This is a genomic window from Mesorhizobium sp. M1066 (genome assembly GCF_040318635.1).
GTDB lineage: Bacteria > Pseudomonadota > Alphaproteobacteria > Rhizobiales > Rhizobiaceae > Mesorhizobium.
On sequence record NZ_JAMYMR010000025.1, the window covers coordinates 1 to 18919 of the forward strand.

Sequence of the window (18919 nt, forward strand, 5' to 3'; positions counted from 1 at the left end):
GCCGACATGATCATCGGCGTCGATTTGAACAACGACAAGAAGGAGTGGGGCGAGCGGTTCGGCATGACGCATTTCGTCAATCCGACGGAAATCGACGGCGATGTCGTGCCTCACCTCGCCAACATGACCAAGCGTGGCGCCGACCAGATCGGCGGCGCCGACTACACATTCGACTGCACCGGCAGCACCAAGGTGATGCGGCAGGCGCTGGAAGCCTCGCATCGCGGCTGGGGCAAGTCGGTCGTCATCGGCGTCGCCGGCGCCGGCCAGGAGATTTCGACAAGGCCGTTCCAACTGGTCACCGGCCGCACTTGGATGGGAACCGCCTTCGGCGGCGCGCGCGGCCGCACCGATGTGCCCAAGATCGTCGACTGGTACATGGACGGCAAGATCCAGATCGACCCGATGATCACCCACACGCTGAAGCTCGAGGACATCAACAAGGGTTTCGATCTCATGCATGCCGGTGAAAGCATTCGCAGCGTGGTGGTCTACTGATCGATTTGAGCCATACGCCGCGCTGAAAGCTCTGTGTTCCCAAAATACCGGCTTCCCCAGCATCGGCGTAAGACCGGTGGCGCAGGCATTCCGGAATGCCCGCGCCGCCGGTCGATCAGACCTGCGTCACAGATCGCATGGCGGCGTGCAGGGCGTCTATTCCCACACGTCGGAAGCCTGCGCCTGCGACATGAATTTTGCCGTTTTCGTGCCGCCGCAGGCCCATGAGACACCTTGCCGGTTCATCATCAACTGAAGTCTCCGACTGTCTAAGTCACTGATTTTTCTGGTCCCGTGCAAACACGGGCTTCGTTGCATGTGAAGGGCAGCAGATCAATCTGGCGGTACTTTTCGTACGTGAATCAACGTCCGAGAAAGGACAGTCACCCGTTTCTCGGCCTGACGGTGCTTTTTTGTAGATCAACCATTTGAAACATATACAGAAAATGGCTTTCCCGGTGACGTTTCGGTGCGAACGGTACTTTAAAGTGCGTCGCGTTGAAACGGATTCATGCGACGCGCTTTAAGTCTTTGTTTTCATGCATGTCGTTGTCCCAAACCGGGGCCACTTTTGGGCAACATGCATTAGCCGCACGTCCTACCGTCAGCGCAAGCCCGCATTTGTGAGATTGGGCGTCTTGAGATCGCCTCATTGGCTGACCGCAATCAGAATTCTAGGCGATGCCGCCCAAAAGTTCCTCCGCCCTGGAAACAGCGGCCGCCTGATGTGGCTGCAAGGGTTGGCCGGCATAGCTTTCGAAGACCGGCAGGAACGGGTCGTCGATATGCGTCCTGATGCCGGACAGTTGCTCCATCACCGCTAGGCCGCAATAGGGAACGTAGGAGGCCGAATAGCCGCCCTCATGCGACATCATCAGGCGCCCGCCGCAGAGGTCGTCCGCCGCCTGCATCAACATCCGCGTCATGTCGCGGTAGCTGCCGCTATGCAGCATCATGCGCCCCAGCGGATCGGCCGCCGAGGCGTCGAAGCCCGACGGCACGACGATGAGATCAGGCTTGTAGCGATTGAGCGCCGGTAGCACGACGCGTTCGAAGACGGACATGTAAGCGCCGTGGCCGCAGCCGGCCGGCAGCGGTACATTGATGTTGTAGCCTTCGCCCTTGCCCTCGCCGCGTTCCTTGTGAAGACCGCTGTCATCCGGATAAAGCCCGTCCTGATGGATCGAGATGGTCAGTACCGACGGGTCCGAATAGAAGGCGGACTGGGTGCCGTTGCCGTGATGAACATCCCAGTCGACGCTGGCGACCCGCTCGAAGCCATGTTTGGCCCGGTTCTTCAGGATAGCGACCGGAACGTTGCCGAACAGGCAGAAGCCCATGCCTTGCCCGCGCTCGGCATGATGGCCGGGCGGGCGTACCAGCGCATAGCCATTGTCGACATCGCCGCTCAACACCGCATCCATCACCGCTGCCGTGCCGCCGGCGGCCAGACAGGCGATTTCGTAGCTGCCATGGCCGAAGGGGGTGAGATAGCTCGCATCGCCGCCGCGCCCATCACTGAGCAGCTTGATACGGCTGATGTAGTCGCGGTCGTGAAACAGGGCGAGGTCATCCTCGCTCACCGCGACGGAGGCGATCTTGGATAGTTTCTCGGTCAGGCCCGAAACCTCCATCAGATTGCGGAATCTGCGTTTCGTGTCGGCATTCTCCGCATGCTCGCCTGGCTCGATGGTCAGGCTCGGCTGAAAGAACTGCGCGGCATTGCCGGTCTCGTGCCAGAGATAGAGTTCGTGGAAATTCCAGCCTGTCGTCATGTTTTGTTTCCTAGCCCGCCAGGATCATTGACGCGGCGCGTTCGGCGATCATGATCGTCGGCGCGTTGGTGTTGCCCGACACCATTTTCGGAAAGACCGAGGCGTCGGCGATGCAAAGCCCGTCCAGCCCATGAACCTTCATCGACGTCGGATCGACGACGGCCATCGCATCTAAACCCATGCGGCAGGTGCTGGTCGGGTGATAGAGCGTCGTGCAGTGGCCGCGTATATAGTCGGCGATCTCGGCGTCGTTCTCGCATTCGGCGCTCGGCGTGATTTCGCCGACGAGCATTTCGGCAAGCGGCGACTGCGCCGCGATGCGCCGGCTGATGCGGATGCCTTCGACCAGCGTGGCGATGTCCGAGCCATCCTCGTCGCTGATGAAGTAACGCGGGTCGATCGCCGGATATTCGATTGGATTGGCCGAGCGCAGGCGAATCTCGCCGCGGCTGTCTGGCCGCTGCAGCGTGGTGTGCAGCGTGATGCCGGGTCTGGACGAAAGGAACCGAACATAGTCGCGATGCGGGCTGATGGCGCCGTAAAGCTGCAGGTCCGGCTCGATATCGGGCCGGCTCTTGACGAAGCCGCCCGCCGCCACCCAGGGTGAGGAACGCGGACCGCTGCGCGATGTCTGCCATTCCGCGAAGTCGCGCTGCAGCGTCTCGTCGGTCCAGGCGCCGACGCCGATCTTGTCCTTGGTATAGAAGGTGATCGGAATGTTGATGTGGTCCTGCAGATCCTTGCCCACGCCCGGGAGGTCGTGCACGGGAGCAACGCCGACCTGGGCGAGTTCGTCGGCCGGCCCGATGCCCGAAAGCAGCATCAGCTGGCAACTGCCGATCGAGCCCGAGGACAGCACCACCTCGCTGTCGGCGAAAGCGGTCTCAGGTTCGCCATTGACGAGATAGCGGATGCCCTTGACCCGGCCCTTCTCGACGATCAGGCCCGTCGCCAGCACACCGGTTTTCACGGTCAGGTTGGGTCGTTCCCGCGCCGGGCGCAGATAGGCCTTGCCGGTGCCCCAGCGTTCGCCATTCTTGATGGTGAACTGGAACAGGCCGACGCCTTCCTGCTCGACGCCGTTGAAATCGCGGTTCTGCTTGTAGCCTGCGGCCTTGCAGGCCTCGATCCAGGCAAGCTCGTTGGGATCGACATGTCCGACATTGCCGATATGCAGCGGCCCGTCGGCGCCGTGCAGCGGGTCGTTGCCGAGTTCGGCATTGCTTTCACTGGCCTTGAACACCGGCAGCACGTCAGCCCACGCCCAGCCGGGGCAGCCCATCGCCGCCCAGCCATCATAGTCGGACGGCAGGCCGCGAATATAGATCATGGCGTTCAGCGCGCCGGAGCCGCCGATCATCTTGCCGCGCGGCCAGAACACCCGCCTGCCGCGGCAGCCGGCCTGCGGCTCGGTGTGGTAGCCCCAGTCGACTTGCGTGTTGAACATGGTCGGCCAGTCCGACGGCACGTCCGAGGCGAGCGGCGCCTCGCGCCCGGCCTCCAGCAGCAGCACCTTGCGGGCAGGATCGGCGCTGAGCCGGTTTGCCAGCACGCAGCCGGCCGAGCCGGCGCCCACTATGATCGTTTCGAACATCGTCAGTCTCTCACTTTCCGGCCGGGGTCGGGCTTTGCACAATGCTGCTTGCTGCCGGCTTGCTGTCGGGGCTGGCGCGACGGCGCCCGAGCCAGTCGACGAGATCACCAAAACGGCCGACCAGCCCCTTGGGCATCAACACCACCGACAGGGCGATGATCAGGCCGAGCCCGAGCGTGCGGAACTCGCCGCTCTCTCGCATCAATTCGTCAGCCAGCACCAGCACCACCGTCCCGACCAGCGGTCCCCAGAACGTGCCGACGCCGCCGACCACGACGATGGCGATGATGAACATAAGTTGCGACATCGACAGCACACCGGGGCCGATCGCCTGGAAATGCGCGGCATAGAAACCGCCGGCCAGCCCGGTGAAGAAGGCGGAGATGCCGAACACCAGAAGCTGCGCCTGGAAGCGGTTGACGCCGCGGGCCACCGCATAGCCCGGATTGTCCTTCAGCGCCCGGAAGGCAAGGCCGATAGGGCTTTTGACGATCGCGTAGGTGAAGACCATGGTGAGCGCGAACAGCACCGCGATGATGGCGTAATTGCCGACCAGCCACTGCGCCCGGAGCAAGGCCCTGGTGCCGAGGTCGCCGAAGCGGGCAAAGCCGACGGCGCCGCCGGTGAACTGGCGGCAGACGGAGCCGACCATGACGAAACATTCGGTGTCGGTGACGATCAGCAGATACATCGTCTGGGCGATCGCCAGCGTCAGCAGCGCCACATAGACGCCGGTCAGGCGAAGGCAGGCGAGGCCGACGACCAGCGAGAACAGCACGGCGCCCAGCGCGCCCGGCACAAGTGCTGCCCAGACGTTCCAGCCGAAATAGAAGCAGAGCATCGCCGTCGCATAGCCGCCGAACGCAAAGATCGCCATTTGCGCTAGCGAGAAGATGCCCGAGAAGCCGAACAGGAGGTTCCACTGCGAGGCGATCGTCGCATAGAACAGCGCCAGCACGATCTGGCCAAGGATGTAGCGGCTGTCGACCAGGAACGGCAGCGCGATCGCCGCCGCGATCAGCATCAGGCTGATGGCAAGATCAGTCCTGGCCGAGCGAGACATGGAGGAACGGGACATGGGGCGTGTCTCTGTCATGATGCCCCTCACATGCGCCGGATTTCGGCGTGGCCGAAAAGGCCGGACGGCCGCCAGATCAGCACGGCAATGACGACGAACAGCAGCGATGGAAAGCCCCACCTGGCGCCGAAGGCGTACTGAACCAAGGATTCGAGCAACGCCAGCCCAAGTGCTGCTGCGATGGCGCCCGGCAGATTGCCGAGACCGGCGACCACGCACATGATGAAGGCCTTCAGCATCGGGTCGTTGCCGAGTGGCGGCGACAATTGCGTCATCGACGAGACCATGACACCGCAGATGCCGGCGAGCGCGCCCGACAGCATCAGCACTTGCAGGTAGACGCGGTTGACGGCGACGCCCATGAGCTGCGCCGCGTCGCGGTTCTGCGCCGTCGCCCGGATCGCACGGCCCATCCGCGTGCGGCCGAGCGCCGCCGAGACGACCACCATCATCACGACCACCACCGCGATGATCAGAAGGTTCTGCCAGGGCAGCGTCAGCGGCCCCAGGCGTAAGGCACCGGCGATCGAAACCGGCTGCTTCAGCGGCTGCCCGCCATAGGTAAGGAGGATGGCATTCTCGAGGGCGATGCCGATGCCGACCGTGGCGATCATGACGTTGGCTTCGAATGTCGATTTGTCGTTCTGCAGGAGATTGCGAACGATCGCGAAATAGAGGATGGCGCCGGCCAAAGCACCCGCGACGATGGCACCGGCGAAACCGATCGCGACCGGCAGGCCGAGCGAGGTGATCACCGTGAAGGCGACGTAGCCGCCAAGCGTCAGCATCGCCGCATGGGCCATGTTGAGCATGCCCATCGAACCCCAGACCAGCGACAGTCCGACCGTCGCCAGCGCATAGAGCGCGCCCGAGGTGAAGCCGGCGACGAGAATGGCCATGAGAACGTCGGTCATGGCGTCAGCCTCCGAGGTAGGTTGCAAGGAGTTCGTCGCGCGCCATCAGTTCGGCGGGCTTGCCTGACCAGACGATGGCGCCGTCGTCGAGCAGATGCAGGCGGTCGGCGAGGTCCTCGACCCGGGCCGGGTTCTCCTCCACCAGCAGGATCGTGCGCCCAGCCTTGCTCAGTTGCGAAATGACGTCGTAGACCTGATCGATGATCAGTGGCGCGAGGCCAAGCGACGGCTCGTCGATCAACAGGATGCGCCCGCCCATCATCAGGCCGCGGCCTATGCCGACCATGCGCCGTTCGCCGCCCGATAGGCTCGAGGCGATCTGGTTGCGACGGTCGGCAAGCTTCGGCAGAAGCGCGCAGACCTCGTCCAGCCGACGCGCGACCTCGGCCTTGTCCGGCGCGAGATAGCCGCCCATCAAAAGGTTTTCGAGCACGCTCATCTGCGCGAACAGCATATCGCCCTGAGGCACGTGGGCGACGCCCAGCATCGCCGTCTCATGCGGCTTGCCGGACAGGCGCCGGCCGTCGATGCTGATCTGACCGCCGCGCAGCGGCACCAGGCCGGAAATGGTCTTGAGCAATGTCGACTTGCCATGGCCGTTCGGGCCGACGACGGTGATGAATTCACCGGCATGAACGGTCAGCGAAATGCCCTTGAGCACGTCGAGTCCGTCATAGCCGCAGACGATGCCGTCGAGTTGCAGGACAGGTGGTTTTGCGGCTGCGCCCGTCATGGCGTTCCCCCCACCGCCGGATTCGTCATGGCAGCTTGCTCATCGAAGAATTTCTTCAGCCGTTTCTGCGTGCCCTGGCCGAGATAGGTTTCGACTACGGTCTGGTCCTCGGCGACCTTGTCCGGCCGGCCTTCGAATATCACCTTGCCATGGTGCATGATGATCACGCGGCTGGAGAGCGCCAGGAGAAAGCGCATGACGTGCTCGATCAGGACGATGGTCAGTCCCTGGTCGCGCAGTTTCAGCACCATCGCCATGATCTGGTCGATCTCGGCGACGTTGAGCCCGCCCACCGGCTCGTCGAGGAAGAGCATTTTCGGCCGGGTGGCGATGGCGCCGGCAATCATCAGCAGCTTGCGGTCGAGCACCGGCAGCCGCGCCACGGTCTCGTCGGCCTTGGCCGCGAGCCCGACGAAGTCCAGCGCTTCGATCGTTGCCTGCCGGACATCCTCGCCGAGGCGGAAGCCGGCCAGCCTTCGCCGCTGCCGGCCGAAATAGGCGGCGATCTCGATGTTTTCGCGAACGGTCAAGCTGTCGAAGGCGGCATTGAGCTGGAAGGTGCGGGCAATGCCGAGTTGGCAGATGCGGTCGGCCGGAAGCGCCGAAATGTCGGTGTCGCCGAAATGCACCCGGCCGCCACTGGCCGGCGTGATCCCGGTCACCACGTCGAAGAAGGTCGTCTTGCCGGCGCCGTTCGGCCCACCAATGCCAACGATCTCGCCCGCATTGACCACCATCGACACGCCGTCGACGGCGGCCAGCGAGCCGAACCGTTTGACCACACTGTCACAAACCAGCATCGGACCGGCGGCCTCAGTCATATTTCTCACCCAATGGAGCCGGTCGGGCAAAGGGCCCGGCCGGTGTCGTTGGTTTCATTTCCGCGTCCGGTCACTTGATCCATGGCGGCAGGATGAAGCTGTCCGTGGCATAGAGCGCCGGCGCGATCAGCTTCGGATCGATTTTGTAATCCTGATGCTGCAGGAACTGGTGCGGCATGCCAAGCGACGGATCGGCCACCTGCGTCGGATAGCAGAAGGCCGATTGGCCGGCCGGATCGGCCCGGTAGGTGCCGTTGACCCCGCGATAGACCAGGCGCTTCATCGCATTGGCCACTTTGGTGGTCTGCGCCTTGTCCATCGGTTCGCCTGGACCACCGGCGATTGCCGCGGCAAGCGCCCACATCCACAGGCCGTCATAGGTCTGCGATCCCGTGATGTAGGCCGAGTTCGGACCGAATTTGGCCCGGTAGCTCTCGCGGAACAGCTTGGAGAAATCGTCCGGCAGGCAGCCGATCACCGTCGAATAGACGACGCCGTTCACCGCCTCGCCGCCGATCTCGCGGAAAGCCGGCAGCGATGGTCCGTACTGCATGTAGATCAGGCTGTTGATCGGCTCGGCGAGGAACTGGACCATGAACTGCGCCAGGTCCTGCGGCAGGAAGTGCGTGACCAGGATCGCCGCCGGCGGGTCCTGGCGGAGTTTCGCCAGCGTCGGTCCCCATTGGTTGGTCGGGAACGGAACGGTCTCGAACAGACTAACCTCGAAGCCGTATTCGGCGGCCTTGTCGCGGATCGCGTTGGCGATGACGATCGAATATTCGTTGGCAGACGGGATGATGGCGATCTTCTTGTTGGGCGCCTTCCATTTGCCGTCCGCGGCAAGCGTCTTGAGGAAGTTCAGGCAGCCCGGTCCATACCAGAACTCCGGCGGATCGCCCTGGAAGGAGCTGTAATAGCGGGCAGGGTCGGTCTTGAATTTCTCATTGTGCGAAATCAGCGTGTTGTAGTGCATCATGATGACGTCGTTGTCGGCGGCGACGTCCATCTCGATCATGTTGGTGCCGAGATTGTAGCCATTGATGATGACCGGCGCCTCGAAGCGGTCGATCAGGCGCTGCATCGACTGGCTGACGAGGTCGGCGCCCATTTCCTTGGTGTCTTCGATGTGGATCTCGACAGGCCGGCCGAGAATGCCGCCCGCCGCATTGATCTCCTCGGCGGCAAGTTCGAGACCGTTCTTGAACTCGATGCCGTCGGCGGCGGCGATGCCGGACATCGGCAGGGCCGAGCCGACCGGAATGGGCTTGGTGTCCTGGGCGATCGCCGCAGTGTTCATATCGGCAAGAAGCGCGGCGCCGGCCGCACCCGTGCCGACCACGCCCTGCAGCATTGCACGTCTGTTCATCATGGCAAAGTTCCCCTTTTTGGCGCTGGTTAGAGTCTTTTCTTCATGCGAAATCTTTCACACCAGATCTTTCTGGCGAAACGCGTGGGTCATGGGCACGAAAGCGGCTTCCAGATCGGCTGCCGCCGAAAGCACGCGGGCATCGTCGCCGCGCGCGCCGATGATCTGGAAGCCGACGGGCAGGCCCGCCTCGGTCATGCCGCAGGGGATGACGCAGGCCGGTTGCTGGCTGAGATTGATCGGGTAGCTGAACGCCGCCCATTCGATCCATCGCGAGAGGCCGCTGCCCAGAGGCACTTCAAGGCCAACGTCGAAGGCTGGAATCGATGTCCCCGGCGAAACGATGAAATCATAGTCGTCTAGCAGCCGGTCCATGGCGGCGCCGAATTCGGCGCGCTCCAACTGTGCGGCGACGAGCGTATGGACGTCGAACGCCGCCCCAGCCTGCGCGATCTCCAGGAAGCCCGGATCGATGCCCGCCCGTTCGCTCGGCGGAACCAGCGCCAGCCGCGCCGCGGCGCCGGTGAACCAGTGATGCTGGAACAGATCGAGGAGATCGCCACCGGGAAGATCAATCGGCTCGACCGTCGCGCCGAAGGCGTCGAAACACGTCAAGGCGTGGGAGACGACGGCGGCGATCCCGGAATCCAGCGCTCCTGAAGGCGGCTTCGACCAGTAGCCGATCCGGGCGCCCCGCAAAACTTCTTCGATCCGGCCAAGCGGCGCCAGCGTTCCCACGCCTTGCTGCCAGTCGCTGATATCGCGGCCGGACATGGCGCCGGCCATGACGGAAAGATCGAGTGCTGTCCGCGCCATCGGTCCGATATGGGCGACGGTTCCGAACGCGCTGGACGGATAGGCGGGCACGCGGCCGAAGGTCGGCTTCAATCCGGCGATGCCGGTGAACGAGGCCGGAATGCGGATCGAGCCCCCGCCATCGGTACCGAGATGGAAGACGCCGGCGCCGGTGGCGGCGGCCACCGCCGCTCCGCCGGAGGAACCGCCGGGGGTCTTTTGCGCATTCCAGGGATTGCGCGTGATGCCGCAGAGGCCGCTGTCGGTAATCGCCTTCCAGCCGAATTCGGGCGTCGTCGTCTGTCCGATGAAGACGGCGCCGGCTCTGCGCAGCAGGGCAACGGCGGGGGCATCCTTGTCATAGGCGGCGGAAGTCGTCGTCCTGCTGCCGTAACGCACGCTCCAGCCCTCGACCCAGACGATGTCCTTCAGCGTCGTCGGTATGCCGTCGGCCGCCGACAGCGGCTCGCCTGCCCGCCAGCGGTTCTCGGAAGCACCTGCGGCCTCGATCGCACCCTTACGGTCGATCATGGTGAAAGCGTTGAAAAGCGGATTGATCGCTTCGGCGCGATCCAGCGCCGCCAGCGTCACCTCGACGGGCGACAGCGATCCAGCGCGGTAGGCGGCGCTAAGCTCCGCAGCAGCCAGGCGACACAGATCATCGGCGTCGGCAATGGGAGACAGCCCATTCGGCATGCAGTTCGAACCCCTCACTTCATGGCCGCTCTTGCGGCAGCCTTGTCAGCCCGGGCAATCTGGCGGGTTTTTTCATCACCATAAAATGTATTGTTGTGGGGAATATTCGCTATTTAATGTAACAAAGAGCCATGAATCTGACCATTCGGCAGTTGCGCTATGTCTGCGAAGTCGCCCGCCTTGGCAGCGTGCTGGCGGCCTCCAGATCGCTCTACATCTCGCAATCCTCGATCCTCGCGGCGATCACTCTGGCCGAGGCCGGGATGGGGGCGCGCATTTTCGACAGGCGGCCGGCGCGCGGCGTCTCCATCACGCCGGCCGGCCAACGCTTCGTCGCCGCCGCCCGCATCATGCTGGCGGCGGAAACGGAGTTCAACCGGTCGATCGGAGACCTCAACGGGCGCGTGCCGAAGGTCCTGCGCATCGGCTGCTTCGAGCCGTTCGGCGCGCTGTTCATGCCGGAGATGCTGCGCAGCTACCTCGACAGCGTCGGCGATGTCGAGATCGACCTTGTCGAGGCCGACCAGGTCCAGTTGCAGGAACGGCTTGTCGCCGGCCAGATCGATCTGGCCATTCTCTACGATATCGGTCCAATCGGTATCGACAGCGTCACCCGCATCTGCAAGGTACCGGCGCATGCCGTGCTCAATGCAGACGATCCCCTTGCCGCGCGCGACGGCATCTGGCTGGCGGAACTGGCGGCACGGCCGCTGGTGCTGCTCGACCTGCCGCACACGGCGACCTATCTCCTGACCCTGTTCGACGTGCTGGCGAAACGGCCGGAGGTGCGCTTTCGCACGCGCTCTTACGAAACGGTGCGCTCGGCCGTCGCATCCGGCTTCGGCATGGCCGTCCTCAACATGCGGCCGATCGGCCGCGCCACCGCCGATGGCGAGGAGATCGTTCGAAGACCAATCCTCGATGAACTGCCGCCACCGACGCTGATCGTCGCCGACATGTACGGTTCGGCAAAGCCACTCTTCGTGCGTGTCTTCATCGACATGTTCCATCGCTTTTTCAGCGCGGTGGGCCCTTCGGGCTTTTCGGTGACGACGCCGGAGCGCGAACCTTTTCTACTGGTCGCCAGGGAGGATGGCTGAGCCGCCCCCTTGGCGTTGCGGACATTTACAGGACTGGCGTTGCAACCGCGCCGGAGGCGCGGGTTCCTGATCGAGATGTTCGAGATCGACGGCCGGCTCGGCGAAGCCTACCGGCGCACAAATGACGCGCATAGATTGCATGAGCACTGGCCATTGCCGCTAAACTGAAGTTTTGGCGCAACCACTCGGTTGCGGGCGCGTTTGTGAGCAAGGGCATCGATTGGAGGGATAGATTCGTCAACAGTTCCAAGCACAAGCGCCCGGATTACGGAACTCGCTGCGGTGCGCTGGCTCGCGCTGTGGTTATGCTTGGGAACCTGTTCCAGCTGCTCGGGAGCCCAGTCGGCGCTTGATCCGGCCGGAGAGGAAGCGCGCCAGATCGCTGACCTTTTCTGGCCCATGGCCATTGCTGGCGGTTTTATCTGGCTGACGGTCATCGGTCTTCTGGTCCACGCGACGCGTCATGAGCGCACTCCCATAGACGAGCGTATTGCAAGCCGGCTGATTTTCTGGGGCGGGGCAGCCATTCCTTCGCTACTCCTCTTTCTCTTGCTAGGCTATGCGCTTTGGTTGATGCCTGGACTGAGACCTTTCGCACGAGCCGGCGAAGCCAATGGTCTCAGGATCGAAGTGACCGGTGAGCAATTCTGGTGGCGGGTCGCCTACCACCCGGCTGACGGCGGCGTTCCTATTCTTTCCGCCAACGAGATCAGGCTGCCGGTTGGCGAGCGCGTCGAGTTCTTGCTGAAAAGCACCGACGTCATCCATTCCTTCTGGATTCCCGCGCTCGGTGGCAAGATGGACATGATCCCGGGTCGCGTGAATCGGCTCTCGTTGCTGGCTACCAAACCTGGCACCTACCGCGGCCCTTGCGCGGAATATTGCGGGACCTCGCACGCGCTGATGACCTTCACGGCCGTCGCCATGCAGCCCGCTGCCTTCCGGGAATGGCTGGCTGTGCGGGCGAACCCTTCGCCCGGCGCATCCTTGCCCGGACGCGACATATTCCTTCGCAACGGCTGCGGCGCGTGCCACCGCGTTGCGGGCACACAAGCTGAGGGTGGTGTCGGCCCGGATCTCTCGCATATGGGTTCGCGGGGAACGATTGGTGCCGGCGTTTTGCCCACCGACGATGAGGCCGTTCGTAGCTTCATCGCCCATCCGCATTTGATCAAGCCGGGTTCGAAGATGCCCGACTTCAACATGTTGCCCCAACAGGACATCGCCGAAATCGCCTCCTGGCTGAAGGGACTCGAATGACAACCCTCAAAGCCCGCATCACGCGAAACGCCTTGCCCTCCGCAGAGAAGATCGAGGAAGAACAGCTGCGCCTCGTCTGGAAGACGCCGATCGGCTGGCGTTACTGGACTTCGGTCAACAATACGCAGGTTGGCCTCTGGTACGGGGGTGCGGCCTTTGCCTTCATGCTGTTTGGCGGCGTTCTGGCGCTTCTTGTGCGCACGCAACTCGCGGTTCCGGGAAACAATTTCCTCTCTGCCGACTTCTATAACCAGGCCTTCACGCTGCACGGCACCGTGATGATGTTCCTGTTTGCCGTGCCCATCTTCGAGGCCGTCGCGATCTTTCTGCTGCCGCCAATGCTCGGTGCGCGTGAACTGCCATTTCCCCGTCTTGGCGCCTTCGGCTTCTGGAGCTTTCTGATCGGCGGTGTCTTCGTTTGCGGTTCGATCTTCTTCGACGCCGCTCCCTCTTCAGGCTGGTTCATGTATCCGCCTCTTGCCACTGACAAGGCATATTCCGGCATTGGTGCCGACATCTGGCTGCTGGGCCTCTCCTTTATCGAAGTCGCCTCCATTGCTGCGGCGGTCGAACTGATCGTCGGCATCATGAAGTGCCGCGCGCCGGGCATGCGCATCAACCTAATGCCACTGTTCGCCTGGTACCTGCTGATCGTCGCGGGCATGATCCTATTCGCTTTTCCGCCGCTGATCGCCGGCGACATCCTATTTGAGATGCAGCGCATGTTCGACTGGCCGTTCTTCGACCCGACGCGGGGCGGCGACCCACTGCTGTGGCAGCACCTGTTCTGGATCTTCGGGCACCCCGAGGTCTACATCATCTTCTTGCCCGCCATCGCGCTGATGGCGATGATCGTGCCAACCTTTTCGCAACGTCCGATCGTCGGCTATTCCTGGATCGTGCTTGCCGCTGTCGGCACCGGCTTCCTATCGTTCGGCCTCTGGGTCCACCACATGTTCGCGACCGGCCTGCCGCAGATTTCGCTGGCATTCTTCTCGGCCGCCTCGGAAGCGGTCGCGATTCCAACCGGCGTGCAGATCTTCGTCTTCATCGCCACCATGCTGGCCGGACGTGTCATCTTCTCGGTGCCGATGCTGTTCGGCGCTGGCGGGCTCGCTATCTTCGTCATCGGCGGGCTGACCGGCGTGATGGTCGCGCTCGTGCCGTTCGACTGGCAGGCGCACGATACCTATTTTATCGTCGCACATCTGCATTACGTGCTGATCGGTGGAATGCTGTTCCCGTTGGTCGCCGGCGTTTACTATTATTACCCGCTGATCAATGCGCGGATGCTCTCGCCCCGTCTCGGGCGCACCGCCTTCTGGCTGATGTTTGCCGGCTTCAACGTCGCCTTCTTTCCGATGCATCTCAGCGGCCTGCGCGGGATGCCGCGCCGCGTCTTCACCTACCCCGAGGGGATCGGGTGGGATTGGCTGAATCTCATCTCCACGATCGGCGCCTATGTTTTCGCGGCAGGGGTGCTGGTGGTTGTCTTCGATGTTGTACGGCCGAAGCATCGCGAACCCCGCAGCGAGCAGAATCCGTGGAAGGCGGGCACGCTCGAATGGCTGAACGAGCCCGAGGAGAACTGGGGCGTTCGATCCATTCCGATCATCGAGAGCCGGTATCCGCTTTGGGACCAGGCGGATCTGATGCAAAAGGTCAATGAGGGCGCCTATTATCTTCGCAGTGCCAAGGAGAATCGCCGCGAGACGCTCATCACCTCGGTGCTCGACGCCCATCCGCTGCAGTGCCAGCGCGTGGCGACATCAACCACGATCACAATAATCTCGGCCGCATTGCTCGGCGGCGTCTTCGTCGCGCTCACCTTCGAACTCTGGATCCTTGCCCTATTGTCGGGCATCGGCACGCTCTCAGCCATTTTGTGGTGGCTCTGGACCGGCACCGGCGAAACCCCGGAAAAGAAGACCAAGGATGTCGGCCTTGGACTGCGCTTGCCGCTCTATGCCTCCGGCCCGGATTCTGTTGGCTGGTGGGCGATGTTCATTACGATGGTTGGCGACGGAACTGCCTTCGCCAGCCTCATCTTCGGCTATTTCTTCTACTGGACCATCCATCCCGACTTCACTCTGGGGCAGCCGGGTCCCGGTATGCGGTGGCCGATGATCGCGCTGTCTCTCTTCGTCGCCGCATGGGTCGCGATGCTTGGTGCGCGCCGACTGAACGCAAGCGGGTGGATCGACGGCGCACGCGTTGCGCTTGTTGCCGCGTTTCTGCTGACGCTTGCTGCCTCTGCAGCCGGTTTTGCCGGACCCTGGCAGCATGACATGCAGCCGACAGCGCATGTCTATCCGGCGATCGTCTGGATTCTCGTCATCTGGGCGCTTGCTCATGCCGCGGTCGGATCCGTCATGCAGCTCTATTGCCTTGCGCGCAGCCTCGCCGGTCGCCTGACGCGGGAGCACGACATGGAACTGCACAACGTCGCGCTCTACTGGCATTTTATGGCGATCACCGCTGTCATCACCTTCGCCGTCATCGGCCTTTTCCCTGAAGCGATGTGAGACGGTGATGCGCATCATTCCCAAAGAGGTCGAAACGCTCTGGACGCTCTTCACCGCGCCCGTGATCTGGGCCGGACATTTCCTCGCCTGTTACGCACTGGCCGCAATCTGGTGTGCAAAGCGCGGTGACCTCGGTTTCGCTGTCGTCCAGGCTGGCATAGTGGCTATGACGCTGGCGGCACTCGCGATGATCGTCTTGTCCGGGTGGCTCGCCTGGAGGCAGTGGGGCTTCGGCACGAACGACCCGCCGCACGACGATCCCACAGCGACGGACCGCAACCTCTTCCAGGGGTTTGCCACGCTACTGCTTTGCGGCCTGAGCTTCGTCGCCGTGCTCTACGTGGCGCTGCCGCTGCTCTTCATCGACGGATGCTCCTCATGAGGACGGCAAGCCTGTTGCTGGGCTTCGTCACCCTCGCGCTGGTCTGGGCGGGACCGCTGCTCGATGCGTGGCGTGGCTCGTTCGCGGCCCACATGCTTGCCCACATGGGCGTCGTCGCGATCGCGGCGCCGCTGATCGCAATCGGTATTGCCAGGACGATACGCTCCGTGGCCACCGCCGCTCCCCTTATCGCCTCTCTCGTCGAACTGATTGTCGTCTGGGGCTGGCATGCGCCGGCTGCGCGCCAGTGGGCCGAGACATCGACCATTGCCACCATGATCGAGCAGGTGTCCTTCCTTGGCGCCGGGCTGTTCCTGTGGCTGACGTGCGTGGCGCCGCGCAATTCCGATGCGCCGGCTAGGGACGCTGCCGGCGCCTTCGCGTTGCTCCTGACCTCCATCCACATGACGTTGCTTGGCGCGCTGCTCTCGCTTGCCTCGCGACCGCTCTATGGCCTCGGCGATGTGACGTGCTTCGGCCTCGTGCTCGGGGCGGGACAGGACCAGGCGCTCGGCGGCATCATCATGTTGATGATCGGCGCTGCCGCTTACCTCGCTGGAGGCGTCTTCCTGCTTGCCAGGCTCCTAGGCGGCAAAACCGAGAGGCTGGCCGGCTGATGCACGTCAACTGGAAACACTTGGCGATAGGCCTGGCGATTTTGCCGGCCGCCGTGCTTTTCGCGACCTGGATCGGCTTCTTTAACGTTGGCGCCTCGACCGGCCACTGGAAGGTGACCGAGTGGTTCCTCCACTTCGCCATGCGCTCGGCCGTACGGACATACGCACTCACGGTCAAGGTGCCGGACGAGCTGCCGCGCTACGCTATTCAGCCGGCTGCCGGCCATTTCGCCCGCGGCTGCGCCATCTGCCACGGCGCGCCCGGCGAACGGCGCTCGCCCGCCGTCCTTGCGATGCTGCCGCAGCCGCCGGACCTTGTCGGTAAGGTCGGCGAATGGACGGACGCCGAACTCTTCCGCATCGTCCAGCACGGCGTGCGCTTCACCGGCATGCCGGCCTGGCCGACGCAGCAGCGCGACGATGAAGTCTGGGCGATGGTTGCCTTCCTGCGCGAACTGCCGATGATGGACCAGGCGCGGTGGCGCGACCTTGCTTATGGCAGTAGCGAACCGCCGACTGGCCAAACACGAGGCCTCGAACGCGCACTCGCCGACTGTACCCGCTGCCACGGCACGGATGGGCTCGGCCGGAGCCCCGCAACGCCCATCTTGGCCTCTCAGCGCGAAACCTATCTTCTTGAAAGTTTGAGAGCCTACGCTGCCGGCCACCGCCAGAGCGGTGTCATGGGAATTTCTGTCACCGCTGTCGACCCTGCACTCCTCGCCGATATCGCGCGGCATTTTTCCGCGCTGCCTGCGCCTGCAACGTCAACGCAACCGGACCGTGCCCGGATCGCGCGTGCCGATGAGATCGCGCGACGCGGCATTCCGGAGCGCGACGTTCCGGCATGCCTGGGTTGCCACGGTCGTCCGGACCGCAACCCCATCTATCCGGAACTGTCCGGACAGCCCGCCAAATACATTGCGACCCAGCTCGAGCTTTTCCGCGAGGAAAAGCGCGGCGGCACGCGCTTCGCCCATCTGATGCGCAACGCTGCTAAAAACCTCTCGGACGAAGATATTGCCGCACTGGCCGCCTATTTCGCGCAAATGTCGCGTGCCGCCGCAACCGGAACGCCCTGATGGCGTTACGTCACTGTCCCAATCTCGGGAATATTTGATGCGAAAAATTCTCGGCGTTTTACTCGTCATTGTCGCCTTCGTCGTAATCGCGGGGGCGAGCTTGTTCTTCTTCTCGCGCGAACAGGCCACCGTTCCGATCGAGCAGACCTACGGTCCAAACCCGACGCTCGCCGAACCCAATCCGACCTGGATACCCACGGTCCATGTTGCCGAGGCGACCCCTTGGCCCCAAGGCAAGATGCCGGTCGCCGCCCAAGGCTTCGCCGTCAACGAATTCGCTGGCGGCCTCGACCATCCGCGCTGGCTGCACGTGCTGCCCAATGGCGACGTGCTGGTCGCCGAAAGCAACGCGCCGCCAAAACCTGACGAAGGTTTTTCCATACGTGGCTGGTTCATGAACCTGTTCCAGAGCCGGGCTGGCGCCGAGGTGCGGAGCGCCAACCGTATCTCGCTGTTACGCGACGAGAACGGCGATGGCGTGGCTGAGACCAGGACAGCCCTCCTCAGCAGCCTCTTCTCGCCCTTCGGCATGACGCTGCTCGACGGCAAGCTCTATGTCGCCAATGCCGACGCGGTCGTCGCTTTCCCCTATCGCGACGGCACCACCGAGATCACTGCTCCGTCCGAGAAGATCGTCGACCTTCCGGCCGGCCGCAATCACCATTGGACCAAGGACGTCATTGCCAGTCCGGACGGAATGAAGCTCTATGCCACCGTGGGCTCCAACTCCAATGTCGGCGAAAACGGCATGGAGGAGGAAGAAGGCCGCGCCGCCGTGCACGAAATCGACCTCGCGACGCGGCAGACGCGGCTCTTTGCGTCGGGTCTGCGCAACCCGAACGGCCTCTCCTGGAACCCTGAAAGCGGGGAACTCTGGGCGGTCGTCAACGAGCGGGACGAGATCGGCAGCGACCTCGTTCCCGACTACATGACATCGGTCAGGGATGGCGCCTTCTACGGCTGGCCCCACAGCTATTTCGGCCAACACATCGATGTCAGGGCGCAGCCACCGCGTCCGGACCTCGTCGGCAAGGCGATCGTGCCCGACTACGCACTCGGGGCGCACACCGGGTCGCTTGGGCTCACCTTCAACACCGCCGACCTGTTCGGCCCGCACATGAAGAATGGCGCCTTTGTCGGCCAGCATGGTTCATGGAATCGCATGCCGCGAAGCGGCTACAAGGTGATCTTCGTGCCGTTTGCCGACGGCAAGCCGTCTGGGCCGCCACAGGACGTGCTCACCGGATTTCTGAGCAACGATGACAAGGCATTCGGCCGTCCGGTTGGCGTCGCCATCGACCGAACTGGCGCATTGCTGATCGCGGATGATGTGGGCAACAAGATTTGGCGGGTTATCCCGGCGGCCGACTAGGCCGGCGCGTTGCTTCGGCGCGTGGAAGGGTTGGGCTCATGGGCCAAAACGACCGAGGAGCCGAGCGGATCGTCACCATTTTTGGCGAAACAGGGTTTCTCGGGGGACGATCGAGATGCCGATGGCGCTCGGTCTGGTTGGCGGCGCCCACCAGACGCGTCCGCTGGCCCACATCGCGCTCAAGATCCTCGGGGTGAAGGGTGCGCAGGAACTGGCCGAGGCGGCGGTGACTGTCGGCCTGGCACAGAACATGGCGGCGATCCCGGCGCTGGCCAACTTATCCTGAATGAGTGTGCGAAAAGAATGCATTG

General features: G+C 63.3%; 17 protein-coding genes and 1 pseudogene. 10 read left to right on the plus strand and 8 right to left on the minus strand.

Annotated elements, in window-relative coordinates; translation table 11 throughout:
- The coding region (locus NKH52_RS24795) for a zinc-binding dehydrogenase (RefSeq protein ID WP_352734769.1) at positions 1 to 498 on the plus strand (498 nt) is incomplete at its 5' end.
- 121 nt (positions 499 to 619) lie between these two features.
- A pseudogene (locus NKH52_RS24800) lies at positions 620 to 736 on the plus strand (S-formylglutathione hydrolase); the annotation flags it as partial.
- Positions 737 to 1172: 436 nt separating this feature from the next.
- On the opposite strand, the gene NKH52_RS24805 reads toward NKH52_RS24800, so the two are convergent.
- The 8 genes from NKH52_RS24805 to NKH52_RS24840 all read right to left on the minus strand — a co-directional run bounded on the left by NKH52_RS24805 (position 1173) and on the right by NKH52_RS24840 (position 10270).
- The gene (locus NKH52_RS24805; RefSeq protein ID WP_128302563.1) at positions 1173 to 2273 is read right to left on the minus strand and encodes a histone deacetylase-like amidohydrolase; all 1101 of its coding nucleotides are present in this window, start codon (positions 2271 to 2273) and stop codon (positions 1173 to 1175) included.
- 10 nt (positions 2274 to 2283) lie between these two features.
- Complete coding sequence (locus tag NKH52_RS24810) at positions 2284 to 3867, minus strand: GMC family oxidoreductase (RefSeq protein ID WP_352734767.1); 1584 nt, start codon at positions 3865 to 3867, stop codon at positions 2284 to 2286.
- A gap of 10 nt (positions 3868 to 3877) precedes the next feature.
- Positions 3878 to 4945, minus strand: a complete 1068-nt coding sequence (locus tag NKH52_RS24815) for a branched-chain amino acid ABC transporter permease (protein ID WP_352734765.1) — start codon at positions 4943 to 4945, stop codon at positions 3878 to 3880.
- 26 nt (positions 4946 to 4971) lie between these two features.
- Positions 4972 to 5859 (minus strand): branched-chain amino acid ABC transporter permease, encoded by an 888-nt coding sequence (locus NKH52_RS24820; protein ID WP_352734764.1) that lies wholly within the window; start codon positions 5857 to 5859, stop codon positions 4972 to 4974.
- A 4-nt stretch (positions 5860 to 5863) separates the two neighbouring features.
- Complete coding sequence (locus NKH52_RS24825; protein ID WP_352734762.1) at positions 5864 to 6592, minus strand: ABC transporter ATP-binding protein; 729 nt, start codon at positions 6590 to 6592, stop codon at positions 5864 to 5866.
- Positions 6589 to 7413, minus strand: coding sequence for an ABC transporter ATP-binding protein (locus NKH52_RS24830; RefSeq protein ID WP_031212363.1), 825 nt, complete (start codon positions 7411 to 7413; stop codon positions 6589 to 6591). The genes NKH52_RS24825 and NKH52_RS24830 overlap by 4 nt, the downstream gene beginning before the upstream one ends.
- Before the next feature lie 70 nt (positions 7414 to 7483).
- Complete coding sequence (locus NKH52_RS24835) at positions 7484 to 8782, minus strand: ABC transporter substrate-binding protein (RefSeq protein ID WP_352734760.1); 1299 nt, start codon at positions 8780 to 8782, stop codon at positions 7484 to 7486.
- Positions 8783 to 8836: 54 nt separating this feature from the next.
- The gene (locus tag NKH52_RS24840; protein WP_352734758.1) at positions 8837 to 10270 is read right to left on the minus strand and encodes an amidase; all 1434 of its coding nucleotides are present in this window, start codon (positions 10268 to 10270) and stop codon (positions 8837 to 8839) included.
- 131 nt (positions 10271 to 10401) lie between these two features.
- Here NKH52_RS24840 and NKH52_RS24845 point away from each other — a divergent pair, with 131 nt between their 5' ends.
- From NKH52_RS24845 to NKH52_RS24880, 8 genes are all read left to right on the plus strand, one after another.
- Positions 10402 to 11370 (plus strand): LysR family transcriptional regulator, encoded by a 969-nt coding sequence (locus NKH52_RS24845; protein WP_127411123.1) that lies wholly within the window; start codon positions 10402 to 10404, stop codon positions 11368 to 11370.
- Between the two features lie 282 nt (positions 11371 to 11652).
- Positions 11653 to 12630, plus strand: a complete 978-nt coding sequence (coxB, locus tag NKH52_RS24850) for a cytochrome c oxidase subunit II (RefSeq protein WP_352722992.1) — start codon at positions 11653 to 11655, stop codon at positions 12628 to 12630.
- On the plus strand, positions 12627 to 15155 hold the full coding sequence (ctaD, locus tag NKH52_RS24855) for a cytochrome c oxidase subunit I (protein WP_352734756.1): 2529 nt from the start codon (positions 12627 to 12629) through the stop codon (positions 15153 to 15155). The genes coxB and ctaD overlap by 4 nt, the downstream gene beginning before the upstream one ends.
- Before the next feature lie 7 nt (positions 15156 to 15162).
- Positions 15163 to 15537, plus strand: coding sequence for a hypothetical protein (locus NKH52_RS24860; RefSeq protein ID WP_127294296.1), 375 nt, complete (start codon positions 15163 to 15165; stop codon positions 15535 to 15537).
- Complete coding sequence (locus tag NKH52_RS24865) at positions 15534 to 16154, plus strand: cytochrome c oxidase assembly protein (RefSeq protein ID WP_245486037.1); 621 nt, start codon at positions 15534 to 15536, stop codon at positions 16152 to 16154. Before NKH52_RS24860 ends, NKH52_RS24865 begins: the two co-directional genes overlap by 4 nt.
- Before the next feature lie 41 nt (positions 16155 to 16195).
- A complete protein-coding gene (locus NKH52_RS24870; protein ID WP_352734754.1) occupies positions 16196 to 17236 on the plus strand; it encodes a c-type cytochrome in 1041 nt (346 codons plus the stop codon).
- Positions 17237 to 17273: 37 nt separating this feature from the next.
- Positions 17274 to 18608 (plus strand): PQQ-dependent sugar dehydrogenase, encoded by a 1335-nt coding sequence (locus NKH52_RS24875; RefSeq protein ID WP_023808994.1) that lies wholly within the window; start codon positions 17274 to 17276, stop codon positions 18606 to 18608.
- On the plus strand, positions 18565 to 18894 hold the full coding sequence (locus tag NKH52_RS24880) for a hydroxymethylglutaryl-coenzyme A reductase family protein (protein ID WP_352968019.1): 330 nt from the start codon (positions 18565 to 18567) through the stop codon (positions 18892 to 18894). The genes NKH52_RS24875 and NKH52_RS24880 overlap by 44 nt, the downstream gene beginning before the upstream one ends.
- The last annotated feature ends 25 nt before the right edge of the window (positions 18895 to 18919 follow it).